This window comes from Amycolatopsis bullii, assembly GCF_014654205.1.
Lineage (GTDB): Bacteria > Actinomycetota > Actinomycetes > Mycobacteriales > Pseudonocardiaceae > Amycolatopsis > Amycolatopsis plumensis.
Genome location: NZ_BNAW01000035.1, coordinates 22,124 through 39,931 on the forward strand (window position 1 = coordinate 22,124; position 17,808 = coordinate 39,931).

The 17,808-nt window shown below is 71.5% G+C and carries 17 protein-coding genes; 3 read left to right on the top strand and 14 right to left on the bottom strand.

Going from position 1 to position 17,808, the window contains the following annotated elements:
- Positions 1–233: 233 nt before the first annotated feature.
- The 3 genes from IE317_RS30340 (at position 234) to IE317_RS30350 (ending at position 3,944) form a co-directional block, all read left to right on the top strand.
- Complete coding sequence (locus tag IE317_RS30340) at positions 234–1,151, top strand: alpha/beta fold hydrolase (RefSeq protein WP_191314773.1); 918 nt, start codon at positions 234–236, stop codon at positions 1,149–1,151.
- A gap of 216 nt (positions 1,152–1,367) precedes the next feature.
- Positions 1,368–2,723, top strand: a complete 1,356-nt coding sequence (locus IE317_RS30345; protein WP_191314774.1) for a helix-turn-helix domain-containing protein — start codon at positions 1,368–1,370, stop codon at positions 2,721–2,723.
- 24 nt (positions 2,724–2,747) lie between these two features.
- Positions 2,748–3,944 (top strand): helix-turn-helix domain-containing protein, encoded by a 1,197-nt coding sequence (locus tag IE317_RS30350; protein ID WP_191314775.1) that lies wholly within the window; start codon positions 2,748–2,750, stop codon positions 3,942–3,944.
- 202 nt (positions 3,945–4,146) lie between these two features.
- Here IE317_RS30350 and IE317_RS30355 read toward each other — a convergent pair whose 3' ends face one another.
- The 14 genes from IE317_RS30355 to IE317_RS30420 are packed head-to-tail and all read right to left on the bottom strand — an operon-like array spanning position 4,147 to position 17,691.
- Positions 4,147–5,271 carry a KR domain-containing protein gene (locus tag IE317_RS30355; RefSeq protein ID WP_229903006.1) on the bottom strand — a complete coding sequence of 375 codons (1,125 nt, stop codon included), beginning with the start codon at positions 5,269–5,271 and terminating at the stop codon, positions 4,147–4,149.
- Positions 5,268–6,449 (bottom strand): AMP-binding protein, encoded by a 1,182-nt coding sequence (locus tag IE317_RS30360; RefSeq protein ID WP_191314777.1) that lies wholly within the window; start codon positions 6,447–6,449, stop codon positions 5,268–5,270. Before IE317_RS30360 ends, IE317_RS30355 begins: the two co-directional genes overlap by 4 nt.
- Before the next feature lie 17 nt (positions 6,450–6,466).
- Positions 6,467–7,075 (bottom strand): hypothetical protein, encoded by a 609-nt coding sequence (locus IE317_RS30365; RefSeq protein WP_373309150.1) that lies wholly within the window; start codon positions 7,073–7,075, stop codon positions 6,467–6,469.
- Positions 7,072–7,569, bottom strand: coding sequence for a hypothetical protein (locus tag IE317_RS30370; protein WP_191314778.1), 498 nt, complete (start codon positions 7,567–7,569; stop codon positions 7,072–7,074). Before IE317_RS30370 ends, IE317_RS30365 begins: the two co-directional genes overlap by 4 nt.
- Positions 7,566–8,672, bottom strand: a complete 1,107-nt coding sequence (locus tag IE317_RS30375; RefSeq protein ID WP_191314779.1) for an MlaD family protein — start codon at positions 8,670–8,672, stop codon at positions 7,566–7,568. The genes IE317_RS30370 and IE317_RS30375 overlap by 4 nt, the downstream gene beginning before the upstream one ends.
- A complete protein-coding gene (locus IE317_RS30380) occupies positions 8,672–9,643 on the bottom strand; it encodes an MCE family protein (protein WP_191314780.1) in 972 nt (323 codons plus the stop codon). The genes IE317_RS30375 and IE317_RS30380 overlap by 1 nt, the downstream gene beginning before the upstream one ends.
- On the bottom strand, positions 9,640–10,683 hold the full coding sequence (locus IE317_RS30385; RefSeq protein WP_191314781.1) for an MCE family protein: 1,044 nt from the start codon (positions 10,681–10,683) through the stop codon (positions 9,640–9,642). The genes IE317_RS30380 and IE317_RS30385 overlap by 4 nt, the downstream gene beginning before the upstream one ends.
- Positions 10,683–11,678, bottom strand: coding sequence for an MCE family protein (locus tag IE317_RS30390; protein WP_191314782.1), 996 nt, complete (start codon positions 11,676–11,678; stop codon positions 10,683–10,685). Before IE317_RS30390 ends, IE317_RS30385 begins: the two co-directional genes overlap by 1 nt.
- The gene (locus tag IE317_RS30395) at positions 11,675–12,691 is read right to left on the bottom strand and encodes an MCE family protein (RefSeq protein ID WP_191314783.1); all 1,017 of its coding nucleotides are present in this window, start codon (positions 12,689–12,691) and stop codon (positions 11,675–11,677) included. The genes IE317_RS30390 and IE317_RS30395 overlap by 4 nt, the downstream gene beginning before the upstream one ends.
- On the bottom strand, positions 12,688–13,878 hold the full coding sequence (locus tag IE317_RS30400) for an MCE family protein (protein ID WP_191314784.1): 1,191 nt from the start codon (positions 13,876–13,878) through the stop codon (positions 12,688–12,690). The genes IE317_RS30395 and IE317_RS30400 overlap by 4 nt, the downstream gene beginning before the upstream one ends.
- Positions 13,875–14,690, bottom strand: a complete 816-nt coding sequence (locus IE317_RS30405; protein ID WP_191314785.1) for an MlaE family ABC transporter permease — start codon at positions 14,688–14,690, stop codon at positions 13,875–13,877. Before IE317_RS30405 ends, IE317_RS30400 begins: the two co-directional genes overlap by 4 nt.
- Positions 14,691–15,485 carry an MlaE family ABC transporter permease gene (locus IE317_RS30410; RefSeq protein WP_043782186.1) on the bottom strand — a complete coding sequence of 265 codons (795 nt, stop codon included), beginning with the start codon at positions 15,483–15,485 and terminating at the stop codon, positions 14,691–14,693.
- A complete protein-coding gene (locus tag IE317_RS30415; protein ID WP_191314786.1) occupies positions 15,482–16,207 on the bottom strand; it encodes a hypothetical protein in 726 nt (241 codons plus the stop codon). The genes IE317_RS30410 and IE317_RS30415 overlap by 4 nt, the downstream gene beginning before the upstream one ends.
- A 5-nt stretch (positions 16,208–16,212) precedes the next feature.
- On the bottom strand, positions 16,213–17,691 hold the full coding sequence (locus IE317_RS30420) for a DUF6801 domain-containing protein (protein WP_229903008.1): 1,479 nt from the start codon (positions 17,689–17,691) through the stop codon (positions 16,213–16,215).
- Positions 17,692–17,808: the final 117 nt, after the last annotated feature.

The window sequence follows — 17,808 nt, forward strand, 5'->3', positions numbered from 1 at the left end:
GCGGCAGGACATCAGCGCGTCCGGTGCGTCATTGCGACCATGCCTCCGAGGATTACCGGATACCGGCGGAATGTCGATACGCATTCCCGGTGACGCCGCGAAAACCCGCACGCGCCGCCGCCTTTTCGCAATCGGACTTGTCACGCCCGTCCGTGATTCCCCGGCGGTGGCGTTCACCACATCCGCGGCAGCAGTCGGATGCCCTAATTTCCCCTTCGCGAGAAAGGCCGCCCATGACCGTCAAGACCCTCACCCTCCACGGCCGTCGCCTCCGGCTGCACGAGCACCTGCCTCACGCAGGCGAGAGCGACGAAGCGGTCGTGCTGCTGCACGGGATCGCCGGCAGCGCCGAAACCTGGGCGCCGGTGCTGGAGCGCTGTGCCCGGCTCGGCCGCCGAGTGCTGGCCCTCGACCTGCCCGGCCACGGCGAATCCGAGGCACCCCGTGCCGACTACGGGCTCGGCGCGCTGGCCAGCACCGTGCGGGACGTCCTCGCGGTGTCCGGGGTGCGGCACGCGACCGTCGTCGGGCACTCGCTCGGCGGCGGCATCGCGCTGCAGTTCGCCTACCAGTTCCCGGAAATGTGCGACCGCCTCGTGCTGGTGGGCAGCGCCGGCCTCGGCCCGGAGGTGAGCCCGGTGCTGCGGGCCGCCGCCCTGCCGGGCGCACCGGCCACAATGGCCTTCGCGGTCAACCGGCTGACGCTCGCCCTCGCGCGGGCCGCGGCCCGCCTCGGACGCCGGCTCGGCGGTTCGCTCCAGCCCGAAACCCGGGAACTGGCCCGGCATTTCGGCTCGCTGGCCGACCCCGCGCGCCGCCGGGCGTTCCTGTTCATCGCGCGCAGCCTGATCGACCTGCGCGGCCAGCGGGCGAGCGCGGTGGACAAGCTCTACCTGGCCGAAGCGGTGCCGGTCCTGCTGGTGTGGGGCGCGCGAGACCCGCTCATCCCGGTCGCGCACGGGCACCGAACGGCCGCACTGCTGCCGGACAGCCGCTTGACCGTGCTGGAAAACGTGAAACACTTTCCGCACGTGGCCGACCCGGACCGGTTCTGCGCGCTGCTGCACGAGTTCCTCACCGAGACCGCGCCCGCCCGGCTCACCCTCGACGACATCGTCACGCGGCTGACAACCGATGATCGGGGCCGCTGAAAAGTTGTCACGCGCGCACCATCCGCCCGCGCCGGAAGTGTCACGTCCTCTCGCGACGCTCCACCCGTTCGGGTGTAGTCCGGACGGGTTACCGCAAAGTCAGCGGACAACCCGTTGACAGTGCCGTTCGCGCGAAATTATGTTGCCTGAGCCACAAAAACCGGATCGGCGGTCCCGCCGACAAGGCCGATTTTGTTGCCAGCAAGGATAAAACACATGACCGACGTGGACACCGGATTCGCCGCCCCCGCCCTGCGGGCCGGACGGCCGAACGCCGGCGAGCGCACTCCCGGACCGGCCTACCGGCAGCAGTCCGTGTCGGCCGACCGGCCCCGGCCCGCCTACCCGCCCGCCCCGCGCAGCCCGGTGGATCCCCGCCAGGGACGCGCTTCCGGGGCGATCGGGCTGTGGGCGTCCCTGCCCCGCGAGCTGGCGATCCGCTTCAAGCCGCGGGTCGACCCGCTCGCCCGCGCCATCCTGCAGGAGGTGCAGCGGGCGGTGCCCGAATACCGCCAGCCGCTGGAAGGCGCGTTCGGGCACATCATCACGCAGGGTGTCCGGCAGTCGATCATCCAGTGCCTCGACAGTGTCGGCACCCCCGGTGCCGTGCCGCTCGAGACGTGGACGACCGTGTTCCGCAACCTCGGCAAGATCGAGTTCAACGAGGGCCGCAGCCTCGACTGCCTGCAGACCGCCTACCGGGTCGGCGGCCGGGTCGCCTGGCGGCACATCAGCGAGTTCGGCCAGGCCGCCGGCGTCTCCGCGGACACGCTGTGCACCAGCGCCGAAGCCATCTTCGCCTACGTCGACGAGATCTCCGCGCTCTCGATCGAGGGCTACACGGCGGCCCAGACGCGCGCCGCGGGCACCCGCGCGCGCCGCCGCCGGCGGCTGCTGGAACTGCTGCTGGCCGATCCGCCGTCCGCGCCCCAGACCATCACCGCGCAGGCCGCCACGGCGCAGTGGACCCTGCCGGCGGAAGTCACCGTCGTCGCCCTCGAACCCCGCGCCGACCAGCACAGCCTGGCCGCACCGGACCTGCACTCCGACGTCCTCGTGGACCTCGAGGGCAGCGAGCCGTGCCTGGTCACCGGTGCCCCGGAGAAGCACCTGAGGAACCTCGCCGAGCGGCTGCCGGGGTGGCGCGCGGTGATCGGCCCGACCGTGCGGCTCACCGACGCGCCGCGCTCGCTGCTGTGGGCGCGCCGCACGCTGAAGCTGCTCCAGCGGGGTGTGCTGCCGGACGCGCCGGTCACGCGCTGCACCGACCACCTGTCCACGCTGTGGCTGCTCGCCGACGAGTTCCTCGTCCGCGAGCTGTGCGCGCGCAGCCTGCAGCCGTTCAAGGACCTCACGCCCAAGCAGCGGGCGCGGCTCGGGGAGACGCTGCTGATCTGGCTGCAGTCCCGCGGCAGCGCCCCCGAAATCGCGAAGAAGCTCAAGGTGCACCCGCAGACCGTCCGGTACCGCATGCACCAGCTGATCGATCTGTTCGGCGACCGGCTCAACAACGCCGACGACCGGCTCGACATGGAGATCGCGCTGCGTGCGGAGGCACTTCTCGGTTCCTGACTCCCTTCAACGACGAGGTGAGCCATGACGGGATCGCCCGTCGAGACGGCCTTCGGGCCGATGCTGAGCGGCGACGGCAGGCCCGGGCAGCTGTGGGCCATGCTCCCCCGCGAGCTGGCCGCGGTGTTCCGGCCGCGGCTGCTCGACGTCGCCGACGAGGTGCTGCGCGAGATCCAGCGGACCATCCCGGACTACGCGCGGCCCCTCGACGGCGCGTTCGGGAAGGCGCTGCGGGCCGGCGTCCAGGCGGCGATCCTGCAGTTCATCGACCGGATCGCCGCGTCGGGGCCGCTGCCGGACGAGCGGCGGAAGGTGTTCGTCGGGCTCGGCGTGCACGAGCTCGCGCAGGGCCGCAACCTCGACGTCCTGCAGGCCGCGTACCGGGTGGGCGCGCGGGTGACGTGGCGGCGGATGGCGGAGGTGGGGACGCGGGCGGGCGTGCCGTCGGCAACGCTGTGCCTGCTGGCCGAGGCCATTTTCGCCTACATCGACGAGCTGTCGGCGTTGTCGATCGCGGGGCACGCGGCGGCTCAGGCGCGAGCGGCGGGCGCGCTGGAACGGCGGCGGCGCCGGCTGCTGGACCTGCTGCTGGCGGACCCGCCGTCGCCGTCACGGACGGTGCAGGAGGCCGCGACGGCGGCGGAGTGGCCGTTGCCGCACCGGCTCGTCGCGGTGGCGCTGGACGGGCCCGCCGACGTCACCGGCTTGGGCGCACTGGAGGACCTCGAAGACGGCACCCCGCGGCTGCTGTTGCCGGCGCCGGCGGACCGGAGCGCGCTGACCGCGGCCCTGGCCGGCCACCGGGCGGCGGTGGGGCCGCCGGTCCCGCCGCGTCAGGCCGGCCGTTCGCTGGCGACGGCCCAGGAGGCGCTGCGGCTGGTGGCCGCGGAGGTCCTCCCGGACGAGCCGCTGACCTGGTGCGAAGACCATCTCGCGACGTTGTGGCTGCGCAAGGAGCCGTTCCTCGTGACGGAGGTGTCCCGCCGCCGGCTGGCCCCGCTGACGTCGTTGACCCCGAAGCAGTACAACCGGCTCGCGGGAACGCTGCTCGCCTGGCTGGAGACGTGCGGCAACGTCCGCGAGGTCGCCGACCGCCTCGCGATCCACCCCCAGACGGTCCGTGCCCGGGCCCAGGAGCTGGAAACCCTCTTCGCGGACCACCTCCGAAACCCGGACGCCCGCTTCGAGATGATCCTCGCCCTCCGCGCCACCCTCCCCTGACCTCGTGTCGACCCCGCAATCACGAGTGATGCCCCTCCAGACACGCGTGATGCCCGCCCGATCACGCCTGAAGCCCGTTCCCGCCCGGCGGGCCGGTGTGCGGAAAGGGGTATCTCGGGTGATCAGAGGGGCATCACTCGTGATTGGAGGGGCATCACGTGTGATTGGAGGGGCATCACGTGTGATTGGAGGGTCGACACGGTCAGAGGGTGGAGAAGTAGGGGCGGGGGAGGTCGGGGAGGCGGGGGGTGCCGAGCTGGACGATCGTGGCCGGGAGGCCGCGGGAGCGGCGCCAGGCGGCGAACGCCTCGAGCCAGGCGTCCGCCGTGGCGCGGGAGGTTTCGCCGGGGGCGCCGAACAACGCCGCGGCCGACGTGGCCAGGAGCCACCAGTCCGGTGGGGTGTCCGCGGTCGCCTCGTGGAGGCGGCGGGCGCCCAGGACGCCGCGGTGCCAGGCCGCCGACGGGTCGTCGGTGAGGACGCCCGCCGCGTGGATGATGCCCCGCAGCGGGAGGCCGTCCGCCGTGGCCGCCGTGACCAGGCGCTCCGCGACGCCGGGCTCCGTGATGTCGCCGGGGACCACCACCGCGCCGGACGCCCCCGCGGATGGTCCACAGAGGACGATCCGGGTGGCCCCCGTGCCGGCCAGCCACCGCGCGGCCGCGGGCCCGAGGCCACCGGTGACGACGTACGCGCCGGGCCCGGTCGGCACTTCGACGGCGAACGGCACCCGCGTCAGCCTGGCCGCGTACCGGACGTCGTGCCGCCAGCGGACTTCGTCGTCCGGCGCGTCCGACCGCAGTTCGCGCGCCAGAACGTCCACATCGGACCGGGCGTCGAAGTCGACCAGGCTGGCCCGCAGCTGCGGCCGCTCGAGGGCGAGCACCCGCACCAGCCCGCGCAGGCACGCCAGCCCCGGCTCGCCGCCGGCCTGCGTGACCAGGTGGAACCGGACGCCGAAGCCGAGGCGCGCGACCACCGACCGCACCGACAGCAGCAGTTCCTGCGCGGCCTCGGGATCGTGGTAGGCGTACGGCGACCCGGTCAGGTAGACGACGCCGCGCACCGGCCGTTCGGTGAGGAACCCGGGCAGCTCGTCGAGGTCGTCGCGCGGCAGCGACAGCGCGTCGTCGCCGGCCGCGGCCAGCGCCAGGGCCAGCGCGACGGCCCGGCCGAGCGCCGCCGGGTGCTCGTCGGTGAGCAGCAGCCACGCGCCCGGCCCGGGCGGGGCCACCGGCGGCAGCGGCACTTCGGGCCACGTCACCTCGAACGACGAGGTGGCGAACGGGACGCCCGGCGACAGCGCCCGCTCCACCGGCCCGGTCACCACAGGCCGTCCCCGATGGAGGACTGCAGCACGACGACTCGGCGCAGCGTGAGCCCGTGCCGCGCCGACACCGCGTGCCGCACCGCCCGCTCGACCTCACCGCGCGGCGGGACGACGCCGACTGCCAGCTCGAGCACCACCACGGCCTGGCCCCCGGGAACGGCGAACGCCGACGCCGCACGCGGCCGGATCGCCGGGTGCGCCTGCTCGGCCGTCGCTTCGAGGTCCTCCGGCCGGTGCCCGGCGACGAAGTTCCGGCCGGTGACGCACAGCTCGCCCGAAGCGTTCAGAACGCCCTGGTCACCGGTTCGCAGCCACCACCGCGGCTCGTCGTCGCCGGGGATGAGGGCGCAGAAGACCCGCGCGGACTCCTCGGGCCGCCGCCAGTAGCCACGGGCGACGTTCGGCCCGCTCACCCAGATCTCGCCGACGTCGCCCGCCGGCACCCGCCTTCCGGCGCGGTCGACGATCGCGACCTGCTGGCCGGCCGGGTGTCCACAAGCGACCAGAGCGGTCGCTTCGGCGACGACGTAACACCCCGGCAGCGGGTCGGGAGCGGACGCGTCGTGCACCACGGGCCGGCCGGTGACGATCGGCAGGGCCACCCCGAGCACCAGTCCCAGCGGATCGCCCGGCGGCCGGCTCACCACGGCGGTGTGTCCCAGCGCCTGAGCCGCCTGCCGGGCGTTCGCCAGCACGTTCGCGTGCGTGACCATCACCCCGCCCGGGTACTGCAGGTAGGCGACGTCCGACGGCGTGACCGGGACTTCGGCGAAGCCGGAAGCGTCCGGGACGGTGTCCACGGCGAGCACCCGGTGCCCGCAGGTGTCCAAAGTGGCCAGGAACCGCCGGATGGCGGGCACGGTGGCCGCGGTCGCCAGCACGATCGACGGCTCGGCGTCGGCGAGGACGCTCGCCCGGCGCTCCGGCCCGGCGGGGATCGCGACCAGCCCGGCCCGCAGCGCGCCGAGGAACGCGACGACGTGGTCGGGTGACGGCTCGATGAGGATCGCCGCCCGCTGCCGCGGCTCGGTGACCCGGCGCAGGGCGGCGGCGACGGCGGTGACCCGCCGGTCCAGCTCGGCCCAGGTCAAGGTGACCGCCGGCCGGGCCCAGGTCAAGGCCGGCGTCGAGCCCGCCGCCGCGGCGCGGCCGGCCAGCAGCTCGGAGAGGGTCATGGGGTCCTCGCGCATGCTCAGGCCGCGGACATCCCGGTGACGCGCCACTTCCCGGCGACGCGCTCGGCCGTGACGCTCAGCTGGGCGGCGCCGGTGCTGCGCTGCCCGTCCCCTCTCGTGCCGGTCTGGTCGAGGAACACCAGCAGCGCCGCCCGGTCGCCGTCGAGCAGCTTGACGCCGGACGCGACGGCGGTCGACGTCACCACCAGCTTCTGCTCGGCAGCCAGCTTCCGGACCTGGCCGAAGAGCTGTTCGTACTGTGCGAGCGCGGGCCCGGTCAGGACGTCCTTCGCCGCCTGCTCGCTCTTGGCCGGATCGTCGTACCGGTAGGAGAAGACCGTGCCGAGCGCGGCGCTGACCTGCTTCCCGGCCTCGGCCGTTCCTGCGACATCGGAAAGCGCGCTGTTGTGCGCGACGACGGCGTTCGTGCTCCGCGCTTCGAGCGTGAACCACACCGCGAGTCCCGCCATGACCACGGCCACCACCGCGAGCACCACCGTCACCCGCCGCCGTGGCCCGGGGGTCGTGAGTGGCAAGGCGGGTTCTAACCCGTCCAAACACTCACGAGGGTCGGGGTGCCGGCGGCCGGCGACCTTCACGGGACGCTTCTTCGTGGCTGTCTTCACGGTGCCTCCCCGACGGGAACCTGGCCGAGGCCGGTGACGCGCCAGCCGTCCGGGCCGCGGGTCAGGTCGGCCTGGAACCGGTTGCGCTTGGTCACGGCGTCCCCGCCGTCCGGCGCCACGATCAGCTCGACCGAGGCGATCAGCTTCGCCGTCCCCGCGCCGGTGTCCACTTCGGTCACCGCGGCGTCGGTCACCTTCCCGGTGGTCACGGTCTTCGCCTGGGCGATCCGGTCGAGGCTGCCCTGCCGGTCGGCCGCGAGCTCGTCGTGCAGCGCGCCGCCGGAGAGGTCCAGCCAGTGCTGGTACCCGGGCGCGGCCTGCCGGTAGTCCAAGGTGGTCAGTCCGGTGACCGCCGTCCGGCCCGCCCGCAACGCCTCCTCCCGGACGACCGCGCGGGCGACGCCGTCGTCGTGCGCCGCCTGCCACCAGGTGAAACCCGACCAGCCGGCGGCGACGGCCGCCAAGACCGCGGCCACCCACGCAAGAATCCTCACGGCCGTCCTCCTGGTGCGTTCTGCGAGCCCCGCACGTTCGTCGGGTCGCCCTTCGGCAGCGCACAGCGCGCGGCCGTGTTCAGCGGGCGGACCGACGTGTCGAGGCCGTTGCGGTACGGCGTCGTGTACCCGGTGGTGCACGGCGGTGGGTCGAAAAACGTCAGCGAAAGTCCGATGTGGACGCCGTCCGGCCGCACGATCGTGCCCGCCGCCGCGACCGCCTGCGGCGCGGTGATCAGCAGCTGCCGGATCCCGTCCTGGCGCGCTTCCAGGACGTCCGCGGTGGTCAGCAGGTTCGCCAGCAGCACCCCCAGGTTCGGACCGGAGTCGCGGATCAGCGCGCCGACCTCGTTCGCGGCCGCGGGCACTGCCGGGATCAGCGTGCGCAGGTCGCCGTCGGACTGCTTCAGCGTCGAAGCCAGCAGTTTCGCGTTGGCACCGAACTCGCGGATCGCGCCGGCCTGCTGCACCTGGGTGTCGAGCACGGTGTGGGCGTCGGTGACGAACCGGGTCAGCGGCGCGACGTGCGCGCTCGCCGCCTGCACGAACTCGATGCCCCGGCCGACGAGCTGGTCCAGTGCCGGGCCCGCGTCGGACGTCGCGTTGTACAGCTCGTCGACGACGGTCCGCAGCGCGGGTTTCGGCACCGAGTTGGCGAAGGAGTCCACTGTCGACAAGACGATGTCGACCGGCAGCGGGATCTTCGTGTCGGCTTGGGTGATCACCGAGCCGTCGTGCAGCTTCGGCCCGCCGTCGGTGCGCGGCCGCAGGTCGACGTACTGCTCGCCGACGGCCGAGCGGTCCGCGACGACGGCTTCGGTGTCGGCCGGGACGGGTGCGGTGCCGGAGTCGATCTCGAGGTCGGCTTCCATTCCGGCCGGGGTCAGCCGCAGTTCGCCGACGCGGCCGATCGGCACGCCGCGGTAGGTGACCTCGGCGTTCGTGAAGATGCCGCCGCCGGTCGGGAACTGCGCGGTCACGGTGTAGCCGCGGTCGAAGAAGACCTTGTCGAGGCCCGCGTAGGTGGCTCCGACGTAGGCGACGCCGACGACGGCGATGACGACGAAGATCGTCACCTGCGCGCGCACGAACCGGGTCAGCATCAGTGGCCTGCTTTCAGGAACCCGTTGAGGTAGTCGCCGCGGATGGTGTCCAGTGCGGCGTCCGGGAACGGGAAGGTGAAGACCATCTCCATCGCCTTCGGCAGCTTGTCGCCGGAGTCGGCCAGCCGTCGCAGCAACGGCTCCAGCGCGCGGAGGTCGGCGACGAGGTCGTCCTTGCTGCGGTTGACCGTGTCGACGGCGACCGAAGTCAGCCCGTCCAGCGACTTCAGCATCCCGACCAGGGCTTCCCGCTGCTGGTTGAGCACGCCGATGCCGGGGGTGAGGCCGTTCAGCGTGGTGGTGATCCGGTCGGTGTGCGCGTTCAAGGTCGTCGCGAGCTTGTTGACGCTCTCGATGGCCCGGGTGATCTCGTTCCGGTGTTCGTCGAGCCCCTGCACAAAACTGTCCAAATTGGACAGGAGTGAACGCGCTGCGGTCTCTCTGCCCCCGAGGGCGTCGTTCAGCTCGTGGCTGATGTTCTGGACCTGCGCGACACCACCGCCGTTGAGCAGCAGCGACAGCGCTCCGAAGACCTCCTCGATCTCGGGTGTCAACGTCGACCGGTCCAGGGGGATGGTCGCGCCGTCGAGCAGCCGCCCCGACGGCGTCGCGTCGTCCGGCGGGGCGAGCTCGACGAACTTCTCGCCGAGGATGCTGGCCTGCCGCAGCCGGGCGACGGCGTTGGCCGGCAGGTCGACGTCGCCGTTGAGCAGCAGTTCGACGACCGCGCTGCGGGAGTCCGGCGCCAGTTCGACCTTGACGACCTGGCCGGCCGGGACGTCGTTGACCTTGACGCCGGACTGCGGCACCAGGTCCAGGACGTTCGTGAAGCTCGCGGTCACGTGGATCGGGTGGTCGCCGAGCGCGGCTCCGCCCGGAAGCGGGATGTCGTAGACGCTCACGCCGCTGCCGCAGCCGGTGGTGACCAGCGCGAGGGTGACCACCGCGGCGAGCTTGACCAGGGATTTCATTTCGGCTCCGCGAATTCGAGGAGGTTGCCGCGGCCGTCGATGGTGCCGTTGGCCTGGTCGTAGGCGCCCAGGAGGTTCGTCAGCGCGTTCGGGGCCGCCTGCAGTGCTTCGGCGAGCGAGTCCTTCTGGTTGACGAGCACCCGGGTGACGTCGGCCAGCTTGTCCACATCGGACTGAACCTTGCCGCGGTTGTCCTTGATGAACCCCTGCACGACGCTCAGCGCCTGGGTCAGCTCGGTCAGCGCGCCGGAGAACTGGTCGCGCTGGTCGGCCAGCACCTTGCTCAGCGAAGCGATCTGCGAAATGGCCTGTTTCACCTGGCCGTCGTTGGCCGCGAGCATCGCGGTGAACTTGCTGATGTTGTCGACGGAACCGAACAGGTCGTCCTTCGAATCGCTCGCGGTGCGGGCGAACTCGCCGAGGTTCTCGATCGCGGTGCCGATGGTCTGCCCGGTGCCGTTCAGGTAGTCCGCGGACCGGGTCAGGACGTCGCTGACCGCGCCGTCCTTGTTGGCGCCCTGCGGTCCGAGCGCCGACATGAGCTGGTTGAGGCTGTGCAGCAGGTCGTCGAACTCGACCGGGGTCGCGGTGCGCTCCCGCGGGATCGAAGCGCCGTCGGCCAGCTGCGGCCCGCCGCGGTAGACCGGCGTGAGCTGCACGTACCGGTCGGCGACCAGGCTCGGCGTGATGACGACGGCCCCGGCGTCGGCGGGCAGCGGCACCCCGGGCCGCAGCGTCATGGTGACCTTGACGTCGGTGCCGTTCGGTTCCACTTCGGACACGGAGCCGATGGCGACGCCGAGGACGCGGACGTCCGAGTTCGGGTAGATCCCCACGGCGGCCGTGAAGTACGCGGTCAGCGTCCGCTCGGCCGGCGCGGTCACCACCGGCCAGGCGGCCGACACGACGAGCGCGAGGACGACGCCGAGCGTGAGGGCCCGCGATCTCGTCCGCCGCCGCGCCGCCGCACCCAGATCGACGAGGGTGGCGGAGAGGGCACTTTCACGTGAAAGTGCCCTCTTCGAGCGGTGGTGGGCCATCAGCGTCCCCCGTTCTTCGGTGGCTGGCAGCTGCCCGGCGTGGTGCCGGTGGGGATCAGCCCGCAGATGTAGGTGTCGATCCACCGGCCGTTGCCGACGGCGTTGCCGAGCAGCCGGTAGAACGGCCCGGCCAGGCGCAGGCTGTCCTCGAGCTTCCCCTGGTTCCGCTGGAGCACCCCGGCGACGCGGTCGAGCTGGTCGAGCGCCGGTCCGAGCGTCTTCTGGTTCTCCGCGACCAGCCCGCGCAGCTGGATCGAGAGGTTCTTGATGCCGGTGAACAGCTTCGCGATGGCGTCCTTGCGGGCGTTGAGCTCGGTGAGCAGGGTGTTGCCGTCGCGGATCAGGGCCTGGATCTGGTCGGATCGCTGTCCGAGCGTCTTCGAGACCTGGTTGGTGTTCTGGAACAGCTTGACCAGTTCCTCGTCCCGGGAAGCCAGCGTTTGCGACAGGGCCGCGATGCCGGTGAAAGCCGTCTTGACGTCGCTGGGAGCGGACGCGCCGAGCGTGTCGGAAAGCACCCGGAACGCCTGCGCGAGCTGGTCGGTGTCGATGGCGCCGACCGTGCTCGCGAGGTCGTTGAAGACCGCGGTGACGTCGTAGGGCGAGCTCGTGCGGTCGGCCGGGATGGCCTGGTCCGGGTTCAGCTCGGCGTTGCCGACCGGGTCGAGCACCAGGTTCTTCTGGCCGAGCAGCGTCTTGATCTTGATCGCCGCCGTGGTGCGGTTGCCGACCCAGGTGTCGCGGACCCGGAACAGGACTTCGACGTGGTCACCGGCCAGCCGGACGTCGGTGACCTCGCCGACCTTCACCCCGGCGACGCGGACCTCGTCGTTCGGCTTGAGCCCCGCGGCCTCGTGGAACTCGGCCCGGTAGGTGGTGCCGCCGCCGATGAGCGGCAGGTCGTCGGAGAAGAAGGTGGCGCTGCCGATCAGGGCCATGACCAGCGCGGTCGCCGCGCCGACGGCGATCGGGTTGCGGCTGCGGAACGGTTTCACCGGCACCTCGCAGCGGTGACGGGGATGCCCGGTGGCGGACCACCCGGTGCCGGTTTCGCGTCGGTCTGCACCGAACACAGGTAGAAGTTCGCCCACGAGCCGTAGGAGAAGAGCGTGCCGATCCGGTCGAGCTTCTTCGGGAGGTTGTCGAGGAACTGCTGGAACACCGGGGTGTTGTCGGCCAGGTTCTTCGACAGGTCGCCGAGCGCGGTGATGCTGTCCTTGAGCGGCTGACGGCCTTGCTCGAGCAGCCCGGCGGTCGCTGTGGTCAGCTCGCCGAGGCCGCCGATGGCCTGCCCGATCGGCTTGGCGTCCGCGGCGAGGCCGGTGACCAGCTGGGCGGTGGTGTCGACGAGCGTGTCGAACTGGTCGCCCTGGGCGTTCAGCGTGTCGAGCACGGTGTTGAGGTTGCCGATCACCTGGCCGATCAGCGCGTCCTTCCCGGCCAGCGTCGAGGTCAGTGACGCCGTGTGCCGCAGCAGGCTGTCGATCGTGCTGCCCTCCCCCTGCAGGACCTGGATGATTTCGAACGACAGCTGGTTGACGTCGTTCGGCGAAAGCGCCTGGAAGAGCGGCTTGAAGCCGTTGAACAACGCGGTGAGGTCGAGCGCCGGCCTGGTCCGTTCGAGGGGGATCTGCGCGCCTTCGGCCAGGGTCGGTGCCGTGTCGGTGGCACCGGGGTCGATCGAGAGGTACCGCTGGCCGACCAGGTTGCGGTAGCGGATGGTGACCGAGGCCGCCGCGGTGAGCCGGTGCGCGCGGCCGACCGAGAACTCGACGTCGGCGAGGCGGTGTTCGACCACCCGCACCGAGTCGACCTGGCCGATCCGGACCCCGGCCATCCGCACCTCGTCCCCGCGGTTGACCGAGGTGGCGTCGGTGAAGCGGGCGGTGTAGCCGATCGTCGCGCCGACGTTCGAATTGGCGATGGTGACCGCGAGCACGGCGGTGGCGGCCGCGGTGACCAGGAAGAAGATCACGCCCTTGACGGCGGGTCCGGCAACGCTCCTCATCGGACGGTCACCTCCGTCCCGCGCAGCGCCGGTCCGATGAGGACACTGCTCCAGTCCGGTACCTCACCCAGCGTCGGCCGCAGCATTTCCGCAACCAGGCGCCGCTCGCCGGGTGAGTTCGCGGGCCCGAGGTCGCCGTCGGCGGCGGCCGCCGCGCCACCGCCGTAGCACTTCGGGCCGCCGGTGGCGTCGAACCGCGGGGTGTCCCGGCCGGGGACGTACTTCTCGCGCGGGTCCTGCACGGTGAGCGTGACGTGCAGGCCCGGCTCGTTCGTGCCCTTGCCGAGGGCCTTCTCCATCAGCGGTTTGAGCCGGTTGACCGCGTCGAACAGGCACGGGAACTCCGGCGAGTAGCGCGCCAGCAGCTCCAGGGTGGGCCGGCTCGCCGCCGAGACGCCGATGAGGTTGTCCTTGTTCTTGCGCAGGAACTCGTTCAGGTGCCCGGTGGCGCTGGTGACGCTCGTGTACAGGTTGTCCAGGTCCGCGCGGGTGTCCACAATGGTCTTCGCGGTCGTCGACAGGTCGCTCAGCGCCTGCAGGATGTCCGGTGCGGCCTTCGTGTAGACGTCGGCGGCGTTCGCCAGGCCGGTGATGTCGGCCTTGAACTGCGGCATCAGGGGGTTGACCTGCCCGAGGAGGTCCTGCAGCTTGACGATGCTGTCGCCGAGGGGCTTCCCGCGGTTGTCGAGAGCCTGGGAAATCGCGCCGAGCGAGCTGTTCAGCTTCTGCGGCTGGACCGCGCGCAGCAGCGGCAGCAGGTCGCCGAGCACCCGTTCCAGCTCGATGGCGTTGGTCGAACGGTCCTGGGCGATCACGGCACCGGCCTGGAGTTTCCCTTGTGGACTGTCCGGCAGCACGAGGTTGACGTACCGTTCGCCGAACACCGTCTTCGGCAGCAGCCGCGCGGACACGTTCCCGGGCAGCAGGCCGATCTTCGCCGGATCGAGCGCGAGGTCGATCTCGGCGCCCGCCCGGGTGCTGCGCACCGCCCGGACCTCGCCGAACGGGACACCCTTGACCTTGACCTCCGCGGTCGGCGCGAGCTGGTTGCCGAGGCGGTCCGCCCGCAGCGTCACCAGTTCGGCGTCGTCGAAGTCCTTGTCGTAGATGGCCACCGCGAGCCAGCCGAGCAGGACCAGCACGCCGAGGAAGGCGACCCCGGCGAGCTGCGTGCGGAACCGGCTCATCCGGACACCTTCACCGTGGTCGTCGCGCCCCAGATGGCCAGCGAGAGGAACAGGTCGAGCACGCTGATCAGCACGATCGACGTCCGCACGGCCCGGCCGACCGCGACACCGACCCCGGCCGGGCCGCCACTCGCGCGGTAGCCGTAGAAGCAGTGCGTCAGGATCACGCCGACGCTGAAGACCAGCACCTTGCCGAACGACCACAGGACGTCGCCGGGCGGCAGGAACAGCGTGAAGTAGTGGTCGTAGGTGCCGCCGGACTGTCCGAAGAAGACGACCGTGGTGAGCCGCGAGCCGAGGTAGGAGATCAGCAGGCCGATGACGTACAGCGGGACGATGGCGATGAACCCGGCGACGATCCGGGTGGTGACCAGGTACGGCATGCTCCGCACGGCCATCACCTCCAGGGCGTCGATCTCTTCGGAGATCCGCATCGCGCCGAGCTGCGCGGTGAAGCCACTGCCCACAGTGGACGAGAGCGCCAGCCCGGCGACCAGCGGCGCGATCTCGCGCGTGTTGAAGTACGCGGTCAGGAAGCCGGTCATCGCCGAGATGTTGATCTGGTTCAGCGCGCTGAAGCCCTGCAGGCCCACCGTGACGCCGGTGAACACGCACAGCCCGACCATCACGCCGATCGTGCCGCCGATCACCGCGAGCGCGCCGCTGCCGAACGTCACTTCGGCGAGCAGCCGCACGACTTCGCGGAAGTAGCGCGTGACGGCGAGCGGAACGGCCGCGAGCGCGCGGACGTAGAAGAGCAGCTGGTCGCCGAGGTCGAACAGCCGGTCGCCGGGTTTGCCGAGGATGGCCACTCAGGTTCCCTTCGCCGGGACGAGCTGCAGGTACAGCGCGGTGAGCACGGTGTTGACGAAGAACAGCAGCAGGAACGTGATCACGACGGACTGGTTGACGACGTCGCCGACGCCCTTGGGGCCGCCCTTCGGGTTGAGGCCGCGGTAGGCCGCGACGACCCCGGCGAGGTAGCCGAAGATGACGGCTTTGATCGAGCTGACGACCAGGTCCGGCAGCTGCGCGAGGGCGTTGAAGCTGGCCAGGTAGGCGCCGGGCGTGCCGCCCTGGACGATCACGTTGAAGAAGTAGCCGCCGAGCACGCCGACCACGCTGACCAGGCCGTTCAGCAGCACGGACACCCCGACGGCGGCCTGCACGCGCGGCACGACCAGCCGCTGGATCGGCGAGACGCCGAGCACCTCCATCGCGGCGATCTCCTCGCGGATGCTGCGTGCGCCGAGGTCGGCGCAGATGGCGCTGCCGCCCGCGCCGGCGATGATCAGCGTCGTCACGATCGGGCTGGCCTGCTGCACGACGGCCAGCACGCTCGCCGCGCCGTTGAACTGCTGGGCGCCGATCTGGCTGGTGAGCGAGCCGAGCTGGAGCGAGATGACCGCGCCGAACGGGATCGAGACCAGGATCGCCGGCGTGATGGACACGCTGGCGATGAACCAGAACTGCTGGACGAACTCCCGCACCTGGTACGGGCGGCGGAGCATGGCGAGCAGGACGTCGAGGCCCATCGCGCACATCCGGCCGAACTCACGCAGGCCGTTCGCGGCCTTCTGCGGCGCTTCGCTGAGGAACGTCGTCATGGCTGCTTGCACCCGGTGCTGAAGCAGCGCAGCTGGAGATTGGAGACGAAAGTGTTGCCCGGGCCCGAAACCAGGCCGGTGAGCAGCCGGCTGACGTCCTCGTGCCCGACGCACCCGGCGAACTCCGGCGTGGTGAAGGTCGACGTCACCTTCACCGGCGGGGCGGGCAGCGAGATCGGCACCAGCGCCTTGATGGTCACCGCCGCGGGCTGGGCCGTCCGGCAGTCGGGGCCGACGTCGAGGGCTCGTCCGTCCACTTCGACATCCGAGAGCTTGATGAACACCTTGGCGGTCACGTCCGTGTCGGCGCAGATGTTGGTCTGGGTGGCCTTGCAGTCCTTGTCTTTTCCCGTGTGGACGGTCGCGGTCCCGGCGGCGTCGCCGTCCGGGACGATTTCGACCCGGCCGGTGGTGGCCATGAACCGGAACGCGACGAAGTAGCCGTTCGTGGGCGGGATGGTCAGCTTGCCGGTGATCGGCACGGTGCTCGTGAGGCCGCCCAGCGCGCCGTCGAAGGTGCCCGGCGGGAAGGCGACGTCGGACCCGAGCTTGGCCACGTGGCTCGTGGTCGGCTGCTGCGCGTCCCCGAGGGTGAAACCGAAGGGGATCTGGGTGGCCGCCGGCACCGCCGGGGCGTTCTCGCCCGGCGCGGCTTGCGCGGCGCCGAGCGAGAACGCGGCCACTGCCAGCACGAGCGGCAGGGAAAAGCGGATCAGCTTCATCGAGTTCACTTCTTGGTGAGGGCCACGTCCAGCTTGTTGCCGGGGCCGGAGGTGATGCCGGTGATCAGGCCGGTCAGGAAGCCGCAGCCGGTGAACTGCGGGATGCCGTAGGTGGCGGTCAGCTTGCCGCCCTTGAGCGGGTCGAAGCCGGGCGCCGAGACGAGCGGCACGTCCGCGGGCTTGACCGTGTGGCACGACTTCGACGACAGGATCGGGAAGCCGAACACGCGGACCTTGGTGAGCTGGACGTCGACCTGCGCGTTCGCCTTGACCGCACCGGCGATGAGGGTGCCGGTGATCGCGCCGACCTGGTTCAGCTTCACCGTCGCGGACGCCGGGATGAAGCCGAGGACGCGGAAGTTCACGTCCGACTTCGGCAGCGCGAGCTGGGCGCCGAACTTGCCGGAGGCCGCGTCGAGCTTGGCGTCCAGGGTGCCGGGACCGAGGGGCAGCGTGGCGTGCAGCTGCTTGAGCTCCGACCTGCCCTTGACCGAGTACTCGACCTCGATGCCGCCCGGCGGGTTCGTCGGCGTGGTGACCGGGGTCGTCGGCTGGGTGGTCGGGGTCGTCGGCTCGGTCGTGGGAGTCGTCGGCTCCGTGGTCGGAGTCGTCGGCTCCGTGGTCGGAGTCGTCGGCTCCGTGGTCGGGGTGGTCGGTTCCGTGGTCGGCGTCGTGGGCTCGGTGGTCGGGGTCGTGGGTTGCGTGGTCGGGGTCGTCGGCTCGGTGGTGGGCGTGGTCGGCTCGGTCGTGGGAGTGGTGGGTTCCGTGGTCGGAGTCGTGGGTTGCGTGGTCGGGGTGGTGGGTTCGGTGGTCGGGGTGGTCGGCTCGGTCGTCGGAGTGGTCGGCTCCGTGGTCGGAGTCGTCGGCTCGGTCGTCGGAGTGGTCGGCTCCGTGGTCGGAGTCGTCGGTTCCGTCGTGGGCGTGGTCGGAGTGGTCGGCGTCGTGGGCGTGGTCGGGGTGGTCGGGGTCGTGGTGCCGCCCGCCGGCTTGATCTCGAACGTGCCCAGCTGCTGGTTCTGGCCCGGGACCGCGACGCAGTCCGAGGTGAACGTGCCGAGGTCGGTCGGCTGGCCGTCGGCCGTGCGCGGGGTCATCGTGGTGCTGAAGTTCCCGACCGTCACCGACGCGGTGCCCGGGCTGGGGAACGTCACCGCCGGCGCCTTTCCGCTGCTCTTGACGTGGAACGCGCCCGACGGCGGCACCGGCGTCGAGGCGATCGTCAGCGGCAGGTTCAGGTTCAGCGTCTTGTCGACCGGGTACTTGAGCACGGCCGCGGCCTTCGCCGAGCCGTCCAGCGAAGTCGCGCCGACGAGGGCGAGGCCCTCGGTGGCGGTCTCCGGCACGGTGACGTCGACGTCGAAGGTGATCGGGGTCGACGCGGCGCCCGCGACGGCGTTGTCCGGCAGGTTGGTGTCGATCTTCACCGACAGCACCTGGTCGCCGATCAGCGGGAACGGGCAGTTGTAGTTCAGCGTCAGGCTCACCGGCGCGGCCTGGCTCGGGCCCGCCCCGACCAGCGCGACGGTCGCGGGGGCCCCCCGTTGGGGCCCCCGCGGCCAGGCCGAAGGCGGGCTTTCTCGACTTCCACGAAAACTTCACGG

What these genes read in the sequence shown, in the direction of transcription:
- IE317_RS30340 (WP_191314773.1), top strand. Translation starts at nt 234, where the DNA reads ATGACCGTCAAGACCCTCACCCTCCACGGCCGTCGCCTCCGGCTGCAC.
- IE317_RS30345 (WP_191314774.1), top strand. Translation starts at nt 1,368, where the DNA reads ATGACCGACGTGGACACCGGATTCGCCGCCCCCGCCCTGCGGGCCGGA.
- IE317_RS30350 (WP_191314775.1), top strand. Translation starts at nt 2,748, where the DNA reads ATGACGGGATCGCCCGTCGAGACGGCCTTCGGGCCGATGCTGAGCGGC.
- IE317_RS30360 (WP_191314777.1), bottom strand. Translation starts at nt 6,449, where the DNA reads ATGACCCTCTCCGAGCTGCTGGCCGGCCGCGCCGCGGCGGCGGGCTCG.
- IE317_RS30375 (WP_191314779.1), bottom strand. Translation starts at nt 8,672, where the DNA reads ATGCTGACCCGGTTCGTGCGCGCGCAGGTGACGATCTTCGTCGTCATC.
- IE317_RS30380 (WP_191314780.1), bottom strand. Translation starts at nt 9,643, where the DNA reads ATGAAATCCCTGGTCAAGCTCGCCGCGGTGGTCACCCTCGCGCTGGTC.
- IE317_RS30385 (WP_191314781.1), bottom strand. Translation starts at nt 10,683, where the DNA reads ATGGCCCACCACCGCTCGAAGAGGGCACTTTCACGTGAAAGTGCCCTC.
- IE317_RS30395 (WP_191314783.1), bottom strand. Translation starts at nt 12,691, where the DNA reads ATGAGGAGCGTTGCCGGACCCGCCGTCAAGGGCGTGATCTTCTTCCTG.
- IE317_RS30400 (WP_191314784.1), bottom strand. Translation starts at nt 13,878, where the DNA reads ATGAGCCGGTTCCGCACGCAGCTCGCCGGGGTCGCCTTCCTCGGCGTG.
- IE317_RS30410 (WP_043782186.1), bottom strand. Translation starts at nt 15,485, where the DNA reads ATGACGACGTTCCTCAGCGAAGCGCCGCAGAAGGCCGCGAACGGCCTG.
- IE317_RS30415 (WP_191314786.1), bottom strand. Translation starts at nt 16,207, where the DNA reads ATGAAGCTGATCCGCTTTTCCCTGCCGCTCGTGCTGGCAGTGGCCGCG.